This is a genomic window from Streptomyces sp. NPDC002181, assembly GCF_042890485.1.
Lineage (GTDB): Bacteria > Actinomycetota > Actinomycetes > Streptomycetales > Streptomycetaceae > Streptomyces.
On sequence record NZ_JBIASC010000003.1, the window covers coordinates 312,188 to 329,135 of the forward strand.

Annotated in this window: 21 protein-coding genes; 12 read left to right on the plus strand and 9 right to left on the minus strand. The window is 73.7% G+C overall.

Annotated features, from left to right (window positions below):
* Window positions 1–86: 86 nt before the first annotated feature.
* The 4 genes from ACFYXV_RS10770 to ACFYXV_RS10785 all read left to right on the plus strand — a co-directional run bounded on the left by ACFYXV_RS10770 (window position 87) and on the right by ACFYXV_RS10785 (window position 3,210).
* Complete coding sequence (locus ACFYXV_RS10770; RefSeq protein ID WP_389382652.1) at window positions 87–821, plus strand: SDR family oxidoreductase; 735 nt, start codon at window positions 87–89, stop codon at window positions 819–821.
* 5 nt (window positions 822–826) lie between these two features.
* Entirely contained in the window at window positions 827–1,489 is a 663-nt protein-coding gene (locus ACFYXV_RS10775; protein ID WP_385464486.1) for a GNAT family N-acetyltransferase, read from the plus strand.
* A 48-nt stretch (window positions 1,490–1,537) separates the two neighbouring features.
* Window positions 1,538–2,035 (plus strand): hypothetical protein, encoded by a 498-nt coding sequence (locus ACFYXV_RS10780; protein ID WP_385464483.1) that lies wholly within the window; start codon window positions 1,538–1,540, stop codon window positions 2,033–2,035.
* Window positions 2,036–2,265: 230 nt separating this feature from the next.
* Complete coding sequence (locus ACFYXV_RS10785; RefSeq protein WP_389382653.1) at window positions 2,266–3,210, plus strand: class I SAM-dependent methyltransferase; 945 nt, start codon at window positions 2,266–2,268, stop codon at window positions 3,208–3,210.
* A gap of 93 nt (window positions 3,211–3,303) precedes the next feature.
* Here the strand turns inward: ACFYXV_RS10785 and ACFYXV_RS10790 are convergent, their stop codons facing one another.
* Window positions 3,304–4,803, minus strand: coding sequence for a DEAD/DEAH box helicase (locus ACFYXV_RS10790; RefSeq protein ID WP_389382654.1), 1,500 nt, complete (start codon window positions 4,801–4,803; stop codon window positions 3,304–3,306).
* A 126-nt stretch (window positions 4,804–4,929) separates the two neighbouring features.
* Entirely contained in the window at window positions 4,930–5,424 is a 495-nt protein-coding gene (locus tag ACFYXV_RS10795) for a MarR family winged helix-turn-helix transcriptional regulator (protein WP_385470708.1), read from the minus strand.
* 108 nt (window positions 5,425–5,532) lie between these two features.
* On the opposite strand from ACFYXV_RS10795, the gene ACFYXV_RS10800 reads away from it, so the two are divergent.
* Together ACFYXV_RS10800 and ACFYXV_RS10805 are read left to right on the plus strand one after the other, a co-directional pair.
* Complete coding sequence (locus ACFYXV_RS10800; RefSeq protein WP_389382655.1) at window positions 5,533–5,886, plus strand: HGxxPAAW family protein; 354 nt, start codon at window positions 5,533–5,535, stop codon at window positions 5,884–5,886.
* A 117-nt stretch (window positions 5,887–6,003) separates the two neighbouring features.
* Window positions 6,004–6,210 (plus strand): cold-shock protein, encoded by a 207-nt coding sequence (locus tag ACFYXV_RS10805; RefSeq protein ID WP_366102945.1) that lies wholly within the window; start codon window positions 6,004–6,006, stop codon window positions 6,208–6,210.
* 76 nt (window positions 6,211–6,286) lie between these two features.
* Here ACFYXV_RS10805 and ACFYXV_RS10810 read toward each other — a convergent pair whose 3' ends face one another.
* The gene (locus ACFYXV_RS10810) at window positions 6,287–6,868 is read right to left on the minus strand and encodes a TetR/AcrR family transcriptional regulator (RefSeq protein ID WP_385470703.1); all 582 of its coding nucleotides are present in this window, start codon (window positions 6,866–6,868) and stop codon (window positions 6,287–6,289) included.
* Window positions 6,869–6,968: 100 nt separating this feature from the next.
* Window positions 6,969–7,322, minus strand: coding sequence for a DUF1304 domain-containing protein (locus ACFYXV_RS10815; protein WP_389382656.1), 354 nt, complete (start codon window positions 7,320–7,322; stop codon window positions 6,969–6,971).
* Between the two features lie 112 nt (window positions 7,323–7,434).
* Here ACFYXV_RS10815 and ACFYXV_RS10820 point away from each other — a divergent pair, with 112 nt between their 5' ends.
* Window positions 7,435–8,430, plus strand: a complete 996-nt coding sequence (locus ACFYXV_RS10820) for a BtrH N-terminal domain-containing protein (protein ID WP_389382657.1) — start codon at window positions 7,435–7,437, stop codon at window positions 8,428–8,430.
* Between the two features lie 45 nt (window positions 8,431–8,475).
* Here ACFYXV_RS10820 and ACFYXV_RS10825 read toward each other — a convergent pair whose 3' ends face one another.
* From ACFYXV_RS10825 to ACFYXV_RS10835, 3 genes are all read right to left on the minus strand, one after another.
* On the minus strand, window positions 8,476–8,679 hold the full coding sequence (locus ACFYXV_RS10825) for a ferredoxin (protein WP_385470697.1): 204 nt from the start codon (window positions 8,677–8,679) through the stop codon (window positions 8,476–8,478).
* 5 nt (window positions 8,680–8,684) lie between these two features.
* Window positions 8,685–9,872, minus strand: a complete 1,188-nt coding sequence (locus tag ACFYXV_RS10830) for a cytochrome P450 (protein ID WP_389382658.1) — start codon at window positions 9,870–9,872, stop codon at window positions 8,685–8,687.
* A 136-nt stretch (window positions 9,873–10,008) separates the two neighbouring features.
* Window positions 10,009–10,347 carry a thioredoxin family protein gene (locus ACFYXV_RS10835; protein WP_385470693.1) on the minus strand — a complete coding sequence of 113 codons (339 nt, stop codon included), beginning with the start codon at window positions 10,345–10,347 and terminating at the stop codon, window positions 10,009–10,011.
* Between the two features lie 285 nt (window positions 10,348–10,632).
* Between ACFYXV_RS10835 and ACFYXV_RS10840 the strand changes: the two genes are divergently transcribed.
* The 3 genes from ACFYXV_RS10840 to ACFYXV_RS10850 are packed head-to-tail and all read left to right on the plus strand — an operon-like array spanning window position 10,633 to window position 12,898.
* On the plus strand, window positions 10,633–11,277 hold the full coding sequence (locus ACFYXV_RS10840; RefSeq protein WP_389382659.1) for a molybdopterin-dependent oxidoreductase: 645 nt from the start codon (window positions 10,633–10,635) through the stop codon (window positions 11,275–11,277).
* Window positions 11,274–12,578, plus strand: coding sequence for a Dyp-type peroxidase (locus ACFYXV_RS10845; protein ID WP_389382660.1), 1,305 nt, complete (start codon window positions 11,274–11,276; stop codon window positions 12,576–12,578). Before ACFYXV_RS10840 ends, ACFYXV_RS10845 begins: the two co-directional genes overlap by 4 nt.
* 50 nt (window positions 12,579–12,628) lie before the next feature.
* Window positions 12,629–12,898, plus strand: a complete 270-nt coding sequence (locus ACFYXV_RS10850; protein WP_376014578.1) for a hypothetical protein — start codon at window positions 12,629–12,631, stop codon at window positions 12,896–12,898.
* Window positions 12,899–12,938: 40 nt separating this feature from the next.
* Here the strand turns inward: ACFYXV_RS10850 and ACFYXV_RS10855 are convergent, their stop codons facing one another.
* A complete protein-coding gene (locus ACFYXV_RS10855; protein ID WP_383338769.1) occupies window positions 12,939–13,313 on the minus strand; it encodes a hypothetical protein in 375 nt (124 codons plus the stop codon).
* Window positions 13,314–13,487: 174 nt separating this feature from the next.
* Between ACFYXV_RS10855 and ACFYXV_RS10860 the strand changes: the two genes are divergently transcribed.
* Both ACFYXV_RS10860 and ACFYXV_RS10865 read left to right on the plus strand, forming a co-directional pair.
* Complete coding sequence (locus ACFYXV_RS10860; RefSeq protein WP_048478644.1) at window positions 13,488–13,847, plus strand: YciI family protein; 360 nt, start codon at window positions 13,488–13,490, stop codon at window positions 13,845–13,847.
* 133 nt (window positions 13,848–13,980) lie between these two features.
* Window positions 13,981–15,201, plus strand: a complete 1,221-nt coding sequence (locus ACFYXV_RS10865) for an RNA polymerase sigma factor (RefSeq protein WP_385470720.1) — start codon at window positions 13,981–13,983, stop codon at window positions 15,199–15,201.
* Window positions 15,202–15,220: 19 nt separating this feature from the next.
* On the opposite strand, the gene ACFYXV_RS10870 is transcribed toward ACFYXV_RS10865, so the two are convergent.
* Window positions 15,221–16,801, minus strand: a complete 1,581-nt coding sequence (locus tag ACFYXV_RS10870; protein ID WP_389382661.1) for a condensation domain-containing protein — start codon at window positions 16,799–16,801, stop codon at window positions 15,221–15,223.
* Window positions 16,802–16,948: the final 147 nt, after the last annotated feature.

Here is a 16,948-nt window from a genome sequence, read left to right on the forward strand (position 1 = left end):
CAGCCGGACGCCGCCCCCCGCCGAACGGACGTACGGCGCGGCTGCGATCATGCCCGTGTAGCGACCACGGAACTCGGAGAGCAGCCATGGGGTTTGAACACCACCGCATCGTCATCACGGCCGCCGGGCGGGACTTCGGGCGGACCCTCGCCCTCCGGTTCGCCGCGCGGGGAGCGGAGGTCCACCTCTCGGCGCGGACCCCGGAAGCCGCCGCCCGCGTCCGCGAGGAGATCCTCGCCCAGGGCCACGACGCCGACCGCGTCCACGCGTACGCGTGCGACCTCGCGGACCCGGTCTCCGTGCGGGAATTCGCGGCCGCGGTGTCCGCCCGCACCGACCGCGTCGACGTGCTCCTCAACAACGGCTCCCGCTACCAGCACGGTCCGGACCTGCTCTCCGCCTCCGACGAGGACATCGTCGAGACCCTCGCCTCCGGCGCCACCGGCACCGTCCTCGTCACCAGGGCCTTCCTGCCGCTGCTCCTGAACTCCGACAAGCCCGACATCGTGACGATGGTCTCCGGCTGCGGCGAGAGCGGCAACCACCGCTCCGACGCGCACGACGCCTTCTACGCCGCCAAGTCCGCCCAGGCGGGATTCACCGAGATCCTCTCCCGCCGGCTGCGCGCGCACGGCGTCCGCGTCATCTCCCTCTACCCGCCGGACTTCGACAACCACGACCCGCTGTCCCCGCAGTGGGAGGGCGCCCCGCGCACGGCGAAGGACCCGCTGACCGCCCAGTCGCTGGTGGACTGCGTCTTCTTCGCCGTCGGCCAGCCGCGGGACTGCTTCATCAAGTCCTTCCGCTTCGAACAGGTCTGACGGGCATGGGACGTACGGGCCGCACGCTCGCGCAGATCCTGGCCGCGGCGGCCGCCGGGGAGTTTCCGCCGGCCGACGGCGGAACGACGGTGGTGCCCCAGCCCGGTCCGCGTGACGCGGGTGTCATCGCCTTCACCGCGCACTCCGTCGTGTTCACCGACGAGGACCCGCAGTGGGTGCGTTCCTCCCTCGCCGCCCTCGAATGCGACGCCCTGGCGGCGACCATGCACCCCCGCTTCCTCGCCGCCCTGATGGACCGCACCCGCCGCACCACCGACACCATCGACCTGCTCACCGTCGCCGGCGCGCTGCCCGGCGACCCGCCGCTTGAGCTGCGCGAGGTCGACGACCCCGACCACCCCAGGGTGCGCCGGGCCCTGCGCCGCCGTGACGACGTACGGGTCTGGGCCGCCGACGGGGGAGTGCTCGTCCTCGGGCGCGGCGTCGGGGGCCGCTGGGAAACGGCGATCGAGGTGGACGAGGGCGTCCGTCACCGGGGCCTGGGGAGGGACCTGGCCCGGGCCGCCCGCCACCTCGTCCCCGACGGGGAGCCGCTCTGGTCCCAGCAGGCCGCGGGCAACGCACGCAGCATCCGCGCCTTCCAGGCCGCCGGGTTCCGCCCGGTCGGCTCGGAGGCCCTGCTGCTGGTGCCCCCGGGCCGGGGCTGAGGCACCCCTGGACACCAGGCGTTCAGAGGGGTCGTGTGGAATGGGTGCATGGGGAGAAGTGAGAACCACACAGGGGCCGAGGGCACGGCCACCGTGCCCGAGCACTGGCGTTACGGGCGTCACCTGGAGGCCCTGGCCGCCGCGGCGGCCGCCGGAGTGGGCGAGGCCGACGCCGTCGCCTCCGTGCTGCGCGACCGCGACCCGGTGATGGCCGAGAGCGCGGTGGTCACCCACCTCGACCGCCGCGCCGCCCAGCTGCTGGCCGACCCGGGTTTCCCCGGCTGGGCGCGCGCCCTGGGCAGCGCGATCGGCCCCCGCGCCTTCCCGGCGCGCAGGCTGCGCGAATGGACCCTGCTCAAGACGATCACCGACGGTGAGCCGTGGTCCCCGGCCGAGCTCACCGCCGCCTCCGACTGGTGCCAGCGCACCGCCGCCCAGTCGCTCACCTCGTACGAGGCGCTCGGCCTGCTCGCCGCCACGGCCCGCACCCACCGCGTGCGCACCGCCGCCGCCGCGCGCCTGCGCCGCCGGAGCGCCACGGGCTGAGCCCGGAGGGAAGGCGGGAGCCCGGTGGGGGCCGGTGGGGGCCGATGGGCCCGCGGTGGGGGTCCGGGAGGAACAAGGGGGCAATCCGCGGCAAGACGGATGCGGGCGGCAGCGGTTTTGTCAGCTCCGCACAGGAGTCTCGTCACACGGCCGTTCGAGGGTTTAAGGTCTGCCTACCTGGCCGGGTATCAGCGTTGATTCCGATGCCGTTCCACTGGAGGCTGCTCTCCGTGTCGCACGTTTCCCATGCTCCCGTCACCACCCCCGACGGCGAGCCGGCCCCGCCCGCACCGACCGCGTACAACCAGGTCAACGGTTGGTTCTCGGGCTATGACCAGGTGCTCTTCGACTGGTTCCTGTCCCGCCGCGACGGCGGGGAGGAGAAGCCGGGCGATCTGCTCGAACTCGGCGCCTTCATGGGGAAGAGCGCGATCTTCCTCGGGGGATACCTGCGGGAGGGCGAGGAGTTCACCGTATGTGACCTCTTCGATTCGCCGGCGCCGGACGACTCCAATCTCGCCGAGATGCAGGACTCGTACCCCACGCTCACCCGCCGCGGCTTCGAGACGAACTACCTGGCCTTCCGCGAGGCGCTCCCCACGATCATCCAGGCGCCGACCTTCGTCGTCGCCGACCGGGTCCGCCCGGCGAGCTGCCGGTTCATCCACATCGACGCCTCGCACCTCTACGAGCACGTCGTCCAGGACATCGAGTCCTCGCGCGTCGTGGCCGCCCCGGACGCCGTCGTGGTCTTCGACGACTACCGCTCCGAGCACTGCCCCGGCGTCGCCGCCGCCGTGTGGGCCGCGGTGGCCACCGGCGACCTGCACCTCATCGCCGTCTCGGCGTCGAAGCTCTACGCGACCTGGGGCGACGCGGCTCCCTACCAGGCGGAGCTGCTGACCTGGCTGGAGGGCCGCACGGACCTGTGGCACGGCGTGGACCTCGTGGCCGGCCAGTCCCTGGTCCGCATAGGCGACGAGGGAGCCGTCCCGCCCGCGCCCCCGGAGCCGCTGAATCCGGCGCCCGAGCCCGCACCGGAGCCCGTGCGTACGGCGCACCAGCCGGGACCGCGGCCGCGGGCCGGAGTCGCCTGGCGCAGGCTCGCCAAGGACCTGCTGCCGCCGGTGGTCACCCGCGCCATCGTGGCCTGGCGGCGCCGCCGCCGGGGCTGAGCCCGCGGCCGCCCGCCCACGGACGCGCGTACGGCGCCGGCCCCCTTGGCGGGGGCCGGCGCCGTCGTGTCGAGGCGGCAACCGCCGGCGGGGTCAGCCGCCCTTGCGGACCCGGGCCGCGCGCCGCGCCTCGGCCAGCTTGCGCGCCTCCGAGGTCTTGCGGGACTCCTTGCCCGCCCCGGGCCGGCCCGGCCGGGTGCCGATACCGCGGAAGCCGAGGTCCGTGCCCGAGGGCCGGCCCTTGGCGTCGGTCGGCTCGGCGCCCGCCAGCGGCACCCCGGAGGGGGCCTTCGCACCGGTGATCCGGCTCAGCGCGGCCTCACCCGAGCGGACCTGGGTGGTGGTCGGCCGGATCTTGGCGTCGGCCATCAGCCGGACCATGTCCCGGCGCTGGTTCGGGGTGACCAGGGTGACGACCTTGCCGGACTCGCCCGCGCGCGCGGTGCGGCCGCCCCGGTGCAGGTAGTCCTTGTGGTCGGCCGGCGGGTCCACGTTCACGACCAGGTCGAGGTCGTCGATGTGGATGCCGCGCGCGGCGACGTTGGTCGCGACGAGGACCGTGACGGCCCCGGTCTTGAACTGCGCCAGCGTGCGCGTGCGCTGAGGCTGCGACTTCCCGCTGTGCAGTCCTTCCGCCCGTACGCCCATGGCCCGCAGGTGCTTCACGAACTGGTCCACCCCGTGCTTGGTGTCCAGGAACATCAGCACCCGGCCCTCGCGCGCCGCGATCTCGGTGGCGGCGGAGTACTTGTCCGCTGCGTGGATGTGCAGCACGTGGTGGTCCATCGTGCCCACCGAGGCCGCCGAGGGGTCCACCGTGTGGGAGACGGGATCCTTCAGGTAGCTGCGCACGAGCTGGTCCACGTTGCGGTCCAGGGTGGCGGAGAACAGCATGCGCTGCCCGGCGTGGTGCACCTGGTCGAGGATCTCCGTGACCTGGGGCATGAAGCCCATGTCGCACATCTGGTCGGCCTCGTCGAGGACGGTGATCTTCACCCGCTCCAGATGGACGTCGCGCCGCCCGACCAGGTCGCTGAGGCGTCCGGGGGTGGCCACGACGACCTCGGCGCCGGTGCGCAGCGCGCTCACCTGCCGGCCGATCGACAGCCCGCCGACCACCGTGGCCATCCGCAGGTCCAGGGCCTGCGCATACGGGGTCAGCGCCTCGGTCACCTGCTGCGCCAGCTCGCGCGTCGGTACGAGGACCAGGGCCAGCGGGCGCTTCGGGTCGGCCTTGCGGCCCGCGGTGCGCGCCAGCAGGGCCAGGCCGAAGGCCAGCGTCTTGCCGGAGCCCGTGCGGCCGCGGCCGAGGATGTCGCGGCCGGCCAGGGAGTTGGGGAGGGTCGCCGCCTGGATGGGGAACGGCTGCGTCACCCCCAGGTCGGTCATCGTCGTCACCAGCTCACGGGGCAGGTCCAGCTCGGAGAACGCCCCCACCGGCGGCAGCGCCGGCTCGACCGTCTTCGGCATCGCGAACTCGCCCATCAGGGGAGCGGTCCGGGGGGTCTTGCCGCCCGACTTCGCACCGCCCTTGGCGCCTGCCTTGGCTCCGGCCTTGATGCCGAAGCGCCCGTGAACCGACGGGTTCTTCATGCAGAACCTTCCGTGAGACGTGAAAAGACGAATTTTACCATCGGGCACCCGTCGCAGCGGGCCCGCACCGGGTCCGCTGCGGGTCCGCTGCGGGGCCGCGGGGCCGCCACCGGGACGGCCGGCCCGTCACGGGGCCGCGGGCCCCAGCCGCCCGCTGCGCACCTCGGCGAGGTGGGCGGTCATCTCGACCGTCGCCCGCGCGAACCAGTCGGCGATGACGGCGACCTCGTCGGGGGAGTACTGCGCGAACACCGCGCCGAGCCGGGCGTAGAAGGGCTCGTACACGGCGACGACCCGGGCGGCCGCCGCCGGGTCGGCCACCACGCGCACCCGGCGCCGGTCCGCGGGGTCCGGCTGCCGGCGGGCGTAGCCGGCCCGCTCCAGGCGGTTGAGGACCCCGGTCACGGCGCCGGTGGTCAGGTTCGTCAGCTCCGCGAGGTCTCCGGCGCCCAGCGGGTCGTCCCCGGCGCCCAGGACGTGGCCCAGGCAGGTCAGGTCGGTGACGTTCAGCCCCAGCAGCTGCGCGACCTCCTGCTGGCCGATGAGGCCCAGTGCGACGTACCGGTCCATGCGCGACAGCGCCTCCTGGGCCGTGGCCGAGGGGCGGGACTTGCCCTGCACGCGGATACTCCTTAGCATCTAAGTAACTTAGCTCGTGAGATGCTTATCTTGTTCACTAAGACATCTCGCCTTTCGAGCCTACTGCCGCCCGTCCGTCTGGGGAGAATCATGAGCGCGCACGGAGATGTCGACATGGGCCACACGGTCGCCGGGTGGACCGGCACCGTCCTGGCCCTGATCGGCTGTACCGGAGCCGGGGCCGCCGTGTGCGCGGCCTGGATGCCCGGGGTCTGGCTCGGCCTCGGTCTCGTCGCCGCCGCCGCGGTCGTCACCTGGGTGCTGCACCTCGCCGGCTGGGGCAAGCCCAGCGGGTCCCGGCCGCGGACCGAGTGGGACTGGCGCACCCGCGACGTCGGCGCGCGGACCGGCCACGCGCACTGCCTGGGCTGCCGGGCCGGCGGCCCGCGCCGGGCCGCCGCCCCGGCGCCCGGCCCGCACCCCGCCGAGTTGGCCGGTCAATAGTTCGAACCTGCCCCGATCGGCCGCGCCTGAGGTGTGGTGGGTGTGGCGGGTGGGCAGGATTGGGTCGGCTGCACCGCACGTGCGGCCCGCGTGGAACGTTGAGAAGGATCAGTACTGATGGCAACAGGCACCGTGAAGTGGTTCAACTCGGAGAAGGGGTTCGGCTTCATCCAGCAGGACAATGGCGGCCCCGACGTGTTCGTGCACTTCTCCGCCATCCAGGGCACCGGTTTCAAGGAGCTGCAGGAGAACGAGAAGGTCGAGTTCGATGTCACCCAGGGCCCCAAGGGCCCGCAGGCGGAGAACGTACTTCCCCAACGGTGACGCCACTGTGACGCCACTTCACGAGCCCAGCCCGTGACATGAGCCCCGCCGGTCGGTCCGGCGGGGCTCATGGCTGTCACGGGGCGGTGGGCAGGGATCCCGCGCGGTGCAGCGCCAGCAGCAGCGCCCAGAGGTGGTCGGCCAGCTCCGCCGGGGAGCCGGGGACGCTGTCGCGCAGCCAGTCGGCGAGGATCCCGGTGAAGGTGGCGGCCACCGCCGTGGCGACCAGGTCGGCGTTGGGTGCCCCGGCCGCCGCCCGCTCGGCGCGGGCGCGGGCGCGCAGCTCCCGGTGCAGCCGCTCGCCGAGCGGGCCGCCGCCGCCCGGCAGGAGCAGGGTGCGGTAGAGGGCCCCGTGGGCGGCGGCGTCGGCGAGGAAGCCGGCCAGTGCGGCCGGGGGCCGGCCCGGGGCCCGCGCCCCGGGCTCCGTCTGCCAGGCGTGCAGGGCGTCGACCGCCGCGTGGACCACATCGGCGCAGGCGTCGACGGCCAGCGCCGGGAGGTCCTCGTAGTGCAGGTAGAACGTGGCGCGGCCGACCCCGGCCCGGCGGACCACCGCCGAGACGCTGACCTCCCCGAGCGGCCGGTCCGCGCACTCGGCGAGGAGGCTCTCGCGCAGCCGGGCCTTGGTGCGGGCGGTGCGCGGGTCCTCGGGGCTCATGCGTTCTCCAGGCTCATCGGCCCTTGAGCTTATGCGGTCCTCGCGCTCGGACCCGTGCGGTCCGCGGGCTCACCGGGTCCCGGCCCCGCGGGGCCCCGGCTCACGCGGCCAGCAGCGCCGCGCCCAGGGCGAGGGCGCCGGGCAGGGCCTGGGCGAGGAGGATGCGGCGGTTGGCGGTCGCGCCCCCGTACAGCCCGGCGACGATCACGCAGACGAGGAAGAAGACCTGCGTGGCGAGCGAGTCGATGACCAGCGACCAGACCAGGCCGGCGGCCAGGAAGCCGTTGTACAGGCCCTGGTTGGCGGCGAGCGGCGCGGTGCGGCGGGCGAGGTCCGCGTCGAAGCCCGACAGGGCCCGGCCGGGCGGCCGCTGCCACAGGAACATCTCCAGGACCAGGAAGTACGCGTGCAGGGCTGCGACGACACCTATGAGGACCTGCGCGACCGTGTGCACGGCCACCTCCGATTCGCGGGCTGCCGGAGCAGCATCAGCGGGGCAACTTCCTGGACAACTGTACAGGAAGTCCCCGTCGGGTCCATGGGTGGCGCGCGGCTAGGCTGACCGCATGACTGTGCTCGTGTACGAAGACTTCGGAACCGGACGCCATCGCGAGGCCTCCCTGATCCGCCACGCCCTGGGCAGCGCCCACGACGAGGAGCTGATCGCGGGCCTGGCCGGCGGGATCGGCTTCATGTACTTCGTGTTCGAGTACGCCGGCCGGCCGCCCATCGCGACGATCGTCGCGCAGGCCCACCCCGAGCCCTGGGTGCAGGTGGCGCTGCGGCGCCTGCACATCCCCTACGACGCCACGCGCGCCACCAAACCCCGCTGGGGCCGGGTGCGCGCCGCGCTCGACGGCGGCCAGCCCGCCTTCTGCGTCGTCGACCGGTCGTCGCTGCCCTGGCACGAGGCCGACCCCGACGCGGAGATGATCGGCGCCGACCCGTACACCGTCGTCATCGCCGGATACGACGGCGACGACCTGCTGGTCGAGGACGGGGCCGAGACCCCGTACCGGATCGACCGCGAGGAGTTCGGCGCGGCCTGGACCGCGCACCGCAAGGGCCGCCACCAGCTCATCGTGCCCACCGGGCCGGCCGAGGGCGAGCCGGACGTCGACGGGGCCGTCGCCGCGACCGTCACCCGCCTCACCGGGCCGGTGCTGGGCAACCAGTTCGACGTCAACTTCGGTTTCTCCGGCATGGAGAAGCTGGCCGCGCAGCTGCGCGACCGGACCACGAGGACGGGCTGGGAGCGGCGGTTCGCCGGCCCGGAGGCCTTCCGGGCGGGCACCGGGCGGCTGTACGCCTGCCTGGAGGAGGAGTGGACCGCCCCCGGCGCAACCCGGCCGCTGTACGCCGATTTCCTCGACCTCGCCGGGCGGCCGGAGGCGGCCGCGCTCCTGCGGGACTCCGCCGGGCACTGGTCGCGGCTGGCGGACCTGGCCCGTACGGCCGAACCGGACTCCGACGCCCCCGCGCGGCGGGCCCTGTTCGACGAATGCGCCGAACTCGTGGACCGCTCGCTGGAGCTGGAGCGCCGGGCCGTGACCCTGCTCTGAGCCGTACGGGCTCCCGTCAGCCCGCTGCTTCAAACGGTGGCGCGGTCACTCCTCCTCGATGCTGATCGCGGCGACCGGGCAGGCCCGGGCGGCCTCGCGCAGCAGCGGGCTGCCGTTGCCGTCCTCGCGGCCCGGGAGCACCTGGCTGAAGCCGTCGTCGTCCTGGGTGAACACGTCCGGTGCGGTCAGGGCGCACTGCCCGGCGCCGATGCAGACGTCCGTCTTGATGTCGATGCGCTGTGGCGACATGTTCCTCACCATGCCACGGGGAGTTCGACCATGCCCTGAATGGTGTCGCCGGGCCGGAACGGAATCCTGTCCGGCTCGGCCGCCAGGCGGAGCCCGGGCAGGCGCGCGAACAGCGTCCCGAGGGCGATCTCCATCTCGGCGCGGGCCAGGTTCTGCCCGAGGCACTGGTGGATCCCGAAGCCGAACGCGACGTGGTGCCGGGCGGACCGGTGCCAGTCCAGCGCGTCCGGCCGCGCGAACACCGCGGGGTCCCTGTTGATGACGGAGGTGGAGAACACCACCCCGTCGTCCGGGCGGATCGTCACTCCGCCGATCCCGATGTCCTCGGTGGCCACCCGCAGCATGCCGTCCGCGATGGACAGGAAGCGCATCAGCTCCTCCACGGCCACCGAGATCAGCGAGGGGTCGGTGCGCAGTTCGGTCAGCTGCTCCGGGTGCCGCAGCAGGGTGAACGTACCGAGCGAGATCATGTTCGCCGTGGTCTCGTGGCCCGCGACGAGCAGGATCGCGGCCAGCGAGACCAGTTCCTCGACGTCGGTCTCGCCGGTCTCCAGGCGGGTCGCGACGAGCTCGTCCAGCAGCCCGTCGCCCGGGTCGGTCCGCTTGCGTTCGATCAGATCGGCGAGGTAGCCGTTGATCTGGTCCCGGGCGGCCTCCACGTCGGCGAGCTCGGGCCCGCGCAGCAGCCGTCGCGACGCCCCCTCGAAGAACTCGTGGTCCTCGTACGGGACTCCGAGCAGGGCGCAGATGACCATCGAGGGGACGGGCAGGGCGAAGTCGCCCACCAGCTCGGCCTGCGGGCCTTTGGCGACCATCGCGTCGATCAGCCGGTCCACGGTCTCCTGGATGGCGGGCCGCAGGGCCGCGGTCCGCTTCAGGGTGAAGCTCGGGATGAGCATCCGGCGCTGGGTGTTGTGCTCGGGGTCGTCCACGCCGAGCAGGGCCGTACGCCGGTTCTGGAGCCCCTTGAACCGCTTCGTGGGGGCGGGGAAGGCCTCGTTGCGCCGGTCGGAGGAGAGCCGTCCGTCCGAGAGCAGGGCGCGCGCCTCGGCGTGCCCGGTGACCACCCAGACCGAGCGGCCGTCGAAGAGGGTGACCCGGGAGAGCGGCCGGCCCTCGCGGAGCGGGTCGTACGCGGTCGGCGGGTGGTAGGGGCAGGTTCGGTCCTGGGGAAAGGCAACGGTCTCTGACATGCAGCACCTCGTAAGCATGGTTCCGTGGGTCCGTCTCGCCGGAATCCATTACATGCCCAAGGCACCTATCTGACCTATGCCACTTTCGGCCAGATGGACCGCTTTCGCCCGCCCGGCCGAACGGCCTCCCGGACGCTCAGAGATGGGCGTCCAGGAAGGCGCGGAGCTCTGCGCGGCTCATCGCGCCGCCGTGGCTCGCCACGGCCTCGCCGTCCTTGACGAGGACGACGGTGGGGGCGCCGGTCACGGCGAAGCGCCTGGTCGGTTCGGGGCAGCGGGTCATGTCGGTGCGGATCGCCGTCAGGCGCGAGCCGTAGTCCTCGGCCGCCTCCGCCACGAGCGCGTCCATCGCGCGGCAGGGCTCCAGGGCCTTGGGCCAGGTCCCGATGAAGTAGGCGAGAACCGGCCCCTCGGCCATGCCGAGGATGAAGTCGAACTCCTGGTTCTCCAGCGGCTGGTGTACCCGACGTGCCATGGGCGGTGCTCCTGCTTCGTGTGCCGAGTGGTGCGCGGTGCGGCTCCCATCATCGCCGCCGGGACCGCCGGCTCTGGATTCCCGTCCGGCGCGGGTGTTTCCGCCAAGGGGCCGGGGCGTTTGCCGGGCATGGCGGGCGAGCCGTTCGGCCGATGCTCCAGGCCGTTTCCGCCGGTGGGGCAGATGCGGGACTTCATGTATGTTGCGCACGGCATTTTCGCCACATGGGGGCTGATCACCTCGCATCTGCGAGGTAGTTGATCGGCGTGTCGGGAGGGGTCGTCCATGGAACGTCGCAGGAGCCTTCGGAGAGCGGGCCTCGCGCTCGCGGCGGGCGCGCTGGTCCTCGCGGGCTGCGGTCAGCCGGCGGAGGGGAAGGACGCCAAGGCGGATGCGGCGGCCTCCGCCTCCGCTTCCGCCGGGGCCGGGGCCGGGGCCGGGGCGGGGGCGTCGGCGAAGCCCTCGGCCGCGCCCCTGGGGCCCGGCGAGGTGCGGGTCGGCGGCGAGGTCGCCAAGCCCTACACCCTCACCCTCGCCGACCTGCGCAAGCTGCCCCAGAGCTCGGCGCCGGTGAAGTTCACCAGCGCCAAGGGCGACCAGGAGCACACCTACGCCGGCGTGCCGCTGTACGAGGTGCTGAAGACGGCGGAGCCGCGCTTCGACCAGAGCAAGAAGAACGGCCAGCTGCGCGGGGTGGTCGCCGCGACCGGGGGCGGCGACTACCGCGCCGTCTTCGCCTGGGCCGAACTCGATCCCGGGTTCGCCAAGAGCCAGATCCTGCTCGCGGTCTCCGAGGACGGCGTGCCGTTCGACGACGCGGCCGGCCCGCGGCTGGTCGTACCGCAGGACACCAAGGGCGGCCGGTACGTGTCCGAGCTGAACCAGCTGTGGGTCGGAGTCGTCGACCCGGTGGTCGACGGGGCGAAGTGACGGCGGAGGTCCGCGGGTCCGGGGAATCCGGCGGGAGCGGTCCGTCCGGTGACCGGTCCGGTGTCGCCCGCCGGGCCCTGCTCGGAGCCGGAGGGCTGGCCGCCCTGGCCGCGGGCGGCGCCGTGCTGACCGGCTCCGGGGCCGGCTCCCGGACCGGGGAGCGGCGGCCGGCCTCCGTCGTCCCCTTCCACGGCCCGTACCAGGCCGGGATCCTGACCAGGCGCCAGCCCTACGCGCACCTCGCCGCCCTGGACCTCGGGGCCGAGACGGACCGGGCGCGGGCTGCCGCCCTGTTGCGCGCCTGGACGGGGGCGGCGGAGCGGATGAGCCGCGGCGAGCCGCCCGCCGGGGGCGGTCCGGGGGCGGACGGCGACACCGGCACCGCCCTCGGTGCCGGCCCCGCCGCGCTCACCGCCACCTTCGGCTTCGGGGCCGGACTCTTCGACCGGCTCGGGCTCGCCGAGGCCCGGCCGGAGGCCCTCGCACCGCTGCCCGCCTTCACGGACGACCGGCTCGATCCGGCCCGCTCCGGCGGCGATCTGTTCGTACAGGTCGGCGCGGACGACCCGTTCGCCGCCGTGCACGCCCTGCGCACGCTCCAGCGGCTGGCCCGGGGCGTCGCACGGACCCGCTGGGTGATGTCCGGGTTCACCCGGCCGCCCGGGGCGGCGCCCTCCGAAGCCGCTTCCTCCGAAGCCCCGTCCGGCACCCACCGCAACCTCATGGGCCAGCTCGACGGGACCGCCAACCCGGCCCCGGCCGAGGACCCCGCCGGGCGCGCCCGGATCCTGGTCGGCGGGCCGGACGCGCCGGCCTGGCTGACCGGGGGCTCGTACGTGGTCGTGCGCCGGATCCGGATGCTCCTCGACACCTGGGAGGGGCTGCCCGTCCACCACCGCGAGGAGGCCGTGGGGCGGCGGGTGGCCGACGGGGCCCCGCTGACCGGCGGCACCGAGCGCACGCCGGTGGACCTGGACGCCGCGCGGCCGGACGGGATCCCCGTCATCGCCGCCAACGCCCACATCCGGCTCGCCGCGCCGCGCACCAACGCGGGCGCGACGATGCTGAGGCGCGGATGGTCGTACTACGACGGCCTGCGGCCCGACGGCACACCGGACGCGGGGCTGCTCTTCGTCGCCTGGCAGGCCGATCCCCGTACGGGCTTCGTCCCCGTCCAGCGACGGCTGGCCCGGGGCGACGCCCTCGCCCGGTACACCGAGCACGAGGCGTCCGCCCTGTTCGCCGTACCGGGCGGGATCGCGCCGGGGGAGTACGTCGGGCAGCGCCTCCTCGAAGGCTGAGGACCGGCGCCGCGGGGCCCGTTGTCAGTGGTGGCTGTGAAGCTGGGCTCATGGACGACAGGATGCTCAGGCGCCGGGTCTACGGCGCCGACCACGACGACCCCGACCCCGGCGCGCGCCCCGGCCGCCTCTACGGCGAACTCGTGGGCGGCCCGCTGGACGGGCTCCTCCTGGACATCACGGGCTGGAGCCCGGGCCAACTCGCCGAAGAGGCCCGGCTCCCCACCGAGATAGGGCGCTACGGGGCCGGCGGCCGCGCCCACTACCGACGCCGCGCGGCCGACCCGGACCACTGGGACTGGTCGGGCGACAGCCCGTGATCCGATCGGGCGAGAGCCCGCGCTCCGGAGGGGCACGGCATCAGCCGGAGGCACCGCGGCTCACGTTGCGCGCCCACAGGACCAGCGGGACCTGGAGCGGCAGCCGGGCGAGCGTCGCGGCCCGGAAGGCGGGGGAGCGGCGCCCGGCGTCGACGGCCATCTTCACGTTCGCCGGGAACACGCCGACGAAGAAGGCCGCCGTGGCCAGCGCCGCCATCCGGCGGGTCCGCGGATGGGCGACACCGGCGGCCAGCGCCAGCTCGGCCGCGCCGCTCGCGTACGTCCACTGCCGGGCGGTGCCGGGCAGGGCGCTCGGGACGGTCGCGTCGAACTGCTTCGGAGCGAGCGCGTGCGCGATGCCCGCGGTCGCCAGCAGTCCGGCGAGCAGAAGAGGGGAAGAAGGAGTGCGCGGCATCGGAAGGTCCTCTCGCAGGGGCCGGAGCCCGCGATCCTACTCGCGAGTAGCGCCGTTCGGCCCGGAAGAATCCTTTTGAAGAAATCTCCGGGAAGCTGTCGATCCGGGCGCCTCCCGTTCGACGAAGCAGTGAGAGGCGGGGAAAGCCCCCGCCCGTCCGACCGAGGAGCCACCATGCCGCGCTTCCTTTCCCTGATCCGTATCGACGAGCAGGCCCTTCCCGCCGACACCGAGTTCCCGCCGGAGTTCGGGGAGCGCATGGGCGCGCTGATGGAGGAGATCACCAAGGCCGGGGTCATGCTCGACACCGCCGGGCTGCTCCCCACCTCCGAGGGCACCCGGGTGACCTGGTCCGGCGGCAAGCTGAGCTACACCGACGGGCCCTTCACCGAGACCAAGGAGGTCGTCGGCGGCTACGCCATCCTCCAGGCCAAGGACAAGGCCGAGGCGCTGGAGTGGACCAAGCGGTTCCTGGAGATCCACCCCGAGGAATGGACGGTCGGCGCCGAGCTGCGCCAGATCGACGGGGGCTGACCCCGCCGCGGCCGTGCCGGGGCGGCCCGCGGCCTTGCCGCGGCAGCCCGCCGCCGCGCCACGGCCGTGCAGTGCCCCGCGCCGTATTTGCCCTGCCCCGTCACGGCTGCTCTGATGGGTGGCCGTGACGGCAGTGAGCGCGACCCAGGCGGTCGAAACGGTGTTCCGGATCGAGGCGGCGCGGATCATCGCCGCCGCCGCGCGCATCGTGCGCGACGTAGGCATCGCCGAGGAGATCGCCCAGGACGCGCTGGTCGCCGCCCTGGAACAGTGGCCGGAGTCGGGTGTCCCGGACAGGCCGGGCGCCTGGCTCATGGCCACCGCCAAACACCGCGCGATCGACCTCGTGCGCCGCAAGGAGACGTACGCCCGCAAGCTGGCCGAGGTGGGCCGGACCCTGGAGGACGTCCCACCGCCCGCCGAGCCCGCGGCTCCCGAGGACATCGACGACGACCTGCTGCGGCTGATCTTCACCGCCTGCCATCCCGTCCTGGCCACCGAGGCCCGGATCGCGCTCACCCTGCGCCTGATGGGCGGGCTCACCACGCAGGAGATCGCCCGCGCCTTCCTCACCTCGGAGCCCACCGTCGCCCAGCGCATCGTCCGGGCGAAGCGGGCCCTGGCCAAGGCGGGAGTGCCCTTCGAGGTCCCGTACGGAGCCGACCGCGAGCAGCGGCTCGCCTCGGTCCTGGAGGTCATCTACCTCGTCTTCAACGAGGGGTACTCGGCGACCGCCGGCGACGACCTCGTCCGCCCCGCCCTGTGCGAGGACGCCCTGCGCCTGGCCCGCGTACTGGCCGCCCTGATGCCCAAGGAGCCCGAGGTCCACGGGCTGGCGGCGCTCCTGGAGTTCCAGGCCTCCCGGATCCCCGCCCGTACCGGCCCCGACGGGGAGCCGGTGCTGCTGGCCGACCAGAACCGGTCCAAATGGAACCGGATGCTGATCCACCGCGGCGCCCGCGCGATGCGGTACGCGGGGAGCGGCCCGTACTCCGTGCAGGCCGCGATCGCCGGCTGCCACGCGGAGGCCGTCCGCTACGAGGACACCGACTGGGCGACGATCGCCACCCTCTACGGACGGCTCGTCGAACTGGTCCCGTCCCCGGTCGTGGAACTCAACCGGGCGGTCGCCGTCTCGATGGCCGACGGCCCGGAAGCCGCGCTCCCGCTGGTCGACGCCCTCGCCGGGGAGCCCGCTCTGCGCGCGTACCACCTGTTGCCGAGCGTCCGGGGCGACCTGCTGGAGCGGCTGGGCCGCCGGGAGGAGGCCCGTGAGGAGTTCGAGCGCGCCGCCTCGCTCACGCACAACGCGCGCGAACGGGACCTGCTGCTGGGGCGTGCCGCCCGCGTGTGAACACGGGCGGCCGGCATCGTCAGGAGCGGCTGGTGGAGGGGGCGTACGGGGCGGCGCCGTTCAGGGCCGCGCCCTCGCGGGCCGCGCCGTTCAGCGGAGTGCCGAGCGGACGGCGCGGCGCGGTGAGGGCCACCGGCCGCCGGAAGGAACCGTGCCGGGCGATCTCCCGGACGGTCGCGCGCAGCGCCTCCTGGAAATCGTCCATCGTGCGCCGCGCGGCGTCGGTGTCCACGTAGATCGAGTTCATGTGCAGACCGTCGGCGTCCCGCTGGAACCAGGAGCAGGCACCATTGGCCCGCGCCGACCACACGTGCGAGCTCGGCCGCCAGTCCTCGTGCCGCTCGGCGCCAGGACACTTGCGGGTGTCGATGTACGAGAAGAAGTTCACCGGGTAGGGCCAGGAGCGGGCGGCGAACTCGGTGGGAGCCAGCAGCTGCCAGGCCCGTACGAACGGCACGTCGATGTGCTTCATCATCTCGCCGAACCCGGTCCGGACCGCCGCCATGACCTGGGCGAAGTCCCGGCCGGGAGAGGCGTCGAACTCGATCGGCATGGTGTTGACGAACCAGCCCACCGAGTTCGCCCAGCCGGACCGGCCGCGCTCGCTGACGGGCATGAAGCCCCGGTACACGCCCGGACCGCCCGCCTCGCGCAGACAGACCGCGACGGCCGCCAGGACCCCCATGAACGGCTTGCCGTCCACCGCACGGCAGGCCTTCTCGAACACCTCGGTCTCGGCCGCGTCCAGCAGCGGCGAGGCCTCGTTGACGATCGGGTACATCCGGTCCGGCTCCACGCCGAGTTCGAGCGGGAACCGGGGGAAGAACTCGCCGCCGCCGCGTGCCATGAACGACTTCCAGTACCCGAGGCGCTCGTCCCCGGTCTCGATGGAGAGGTAGCGGCGGCGCTGCTCCTCGGCGAAGTCGAGATAGCTCGGCGCGGGCGGCAGGTCGATGTCCTCGCCGCGGCACAGTGCCTCGTACGCGCTCTGCACCTCGTGGACCACGATCGGCATCGACAGGCCGTCGCACACGATGTGGTCGAAGGCCAGGTAGACGGTCGCGGACTGCTCGCGCAGGACGGCCCCCATGGTGAACAGCGGCCAGGACAGCGTGTCGATGCTGCGCTTGAACCGGTCGACGAGGAAGCCGCGCAGGGCCTCGGAGGAGTCGAACACCGCCACGGGCACGGTGTCGAGGGCGAGTTCCGCCGCGGCGATCGGCTCGCAGGCCAACTCACCGGCGAGGCGGCGGAATTCACACCGCAACACCTCGTGCCGGCGCACGAAGGCCAGCAGGGCCCGGGTCAGGGCCCGCTCGTCCAGTACGCCCGTGACCTCGAAGGTGACCGCGATCCAGGACGCGACGGGGTCGTCGGCGCCGCGGCTCTCCTCGGCGACGGTGAAGTGCTTGTCCTGGTTGAAGGAAGCCCTCCTGCCCGCCGCGTCGGACGGCACCCCGCCCGGCACCCCGCCCCGCACCCCGCCCGGCGCGTCGGCCGTGCCGTCGGCGTCCGCCGCCGTCCCGGCCGTGGACCGCAACCGCCACTCGACGACCCGTCCCGGTGCCATCTGGTGCATCTCCAGAGGAAACTGCCGCATTCCGTCATCCCTTCGCCCCCAGAGTCAACCCCGAGGCCCTAACGACACCCGCCCCACGGAAGTGACGCCCACCAGTTCGTCCACCGGTGGGGGCGGGTCGTACGGAGGGGTCCTCGGCCGTGTCGGATGCCGGGCGGCCGCCGGACG

Coding starts and splice junctions, on each gene's coding strand:
- ACFYXV_RS10770 (WP_389382652.1), top strand. CDS start 87: ATGGGGTTTGAACACCACCGCATCGTCATCACGGCCGCCGGGCGGGAC.
- ACFYXV_RS10775 (WP_385464486.1), top strand. CDS start 827: ATGGGACGTACGGGCCGCACGCTCGCGCAGATCCTGGCCGCGGCGGCC.
- ACFYXV_RS10780 (WP_385464483.1), top strand. CDS start 1,538: ATGGGGAGAAGTGAGAACCACACAGGGGCCGAGGGCACGGCCACCGTG.
- ACFYXV_RS10790 (WP_389382654.1), bottom strand. CDS start 4,803: ATGAAGAACCCGTCGGTTCACGGGCGCTTCGGCATCAAGGCCGGAGCC.
- ACFYXV_RS10800 (WP_389382655.1), top strand. CDS start 5,533: ATGAGCGCGCACGGAGATGTCGACATGGGCCACACGGTCGCCGGGTGG.
- ACFYXV_RS10805 (WP_366102945.1), top strand. CDS start 6,004: ATGGCAACAGGCACCGTGAAGTGGTTCAACTCGGAGAAGGGGTTCGGC.
- ACFYXV_RS10810 (WP_385470703.1), bottom strand. CDS start 6,868: ATGAGCCCCGAGGACCCGCGCACCGCCCGCACCAAGGCCCGGCTGCGC.
- ACFYXV_RS10820 (WP_389382657.1), top strand. CDS start 7,435: ATGACTGTGCTCGTGTACGAAGACTTCGGAACCGGACGCCATCGCGAG.
- ACFYXV_RS10825 (WP_385470697.1), bottom strand. CDS start 8,679: ATGTCGCCACAGCGCATCGACATCAAGACGGACGTCTGCATCGGCGCC.
- ACFYXV_RS10830 (WP_389382658.1), bottom strand. CDS start 9,872: ATGTCAGAGACCGTTGCCTTTCCCCAGGACCGAACCTGCCCCTACCAC.
- ACFYXV_RS10835 (WP_385470693.1), bottom strand. CDS start 10,347: ATGGCACGTCGGGTACACCAGCCGCTGGAGAACCAGGAGTTCGACTTC.
- ACFYXV_RS10840 (WP_389382659.1), top strand. CDS start 10,633: ATGGAACGTCGCAGGAGCCTTCGGAGAGCGGGCCTCGCGCTCGCGGCG.
- ACFYXV_RS10850 (WP_376014578.1), top strand. CDS start 12,629: ATGGACGACAGGATGCTCAGGCGCCGGGTCTACGGCGCCGACCACGAC.
- ACFYXV_RS10855 (WP_383338769.1), bottom strand. CDS start 13,313: ATGCCGCGCACTCCTTCTTCCCCTCTTCTGCTCGCCGGACTGCTGGCG.
- ACFYXV_RS10860 (WP_048478644.1), top strand. CDS start 13,488: ATGCCGCGCTTCCTTTCCCTGATCCGTATCGACGAGCAGGCCCTTCCC.
- ACFYXV_RS10870 (WP_389382661.1), bottom strand. CDS start 16,801: ATGCGGCAGTTTCCTCTGGAGATGCACCAGATGGCACCGGGACGGGTC.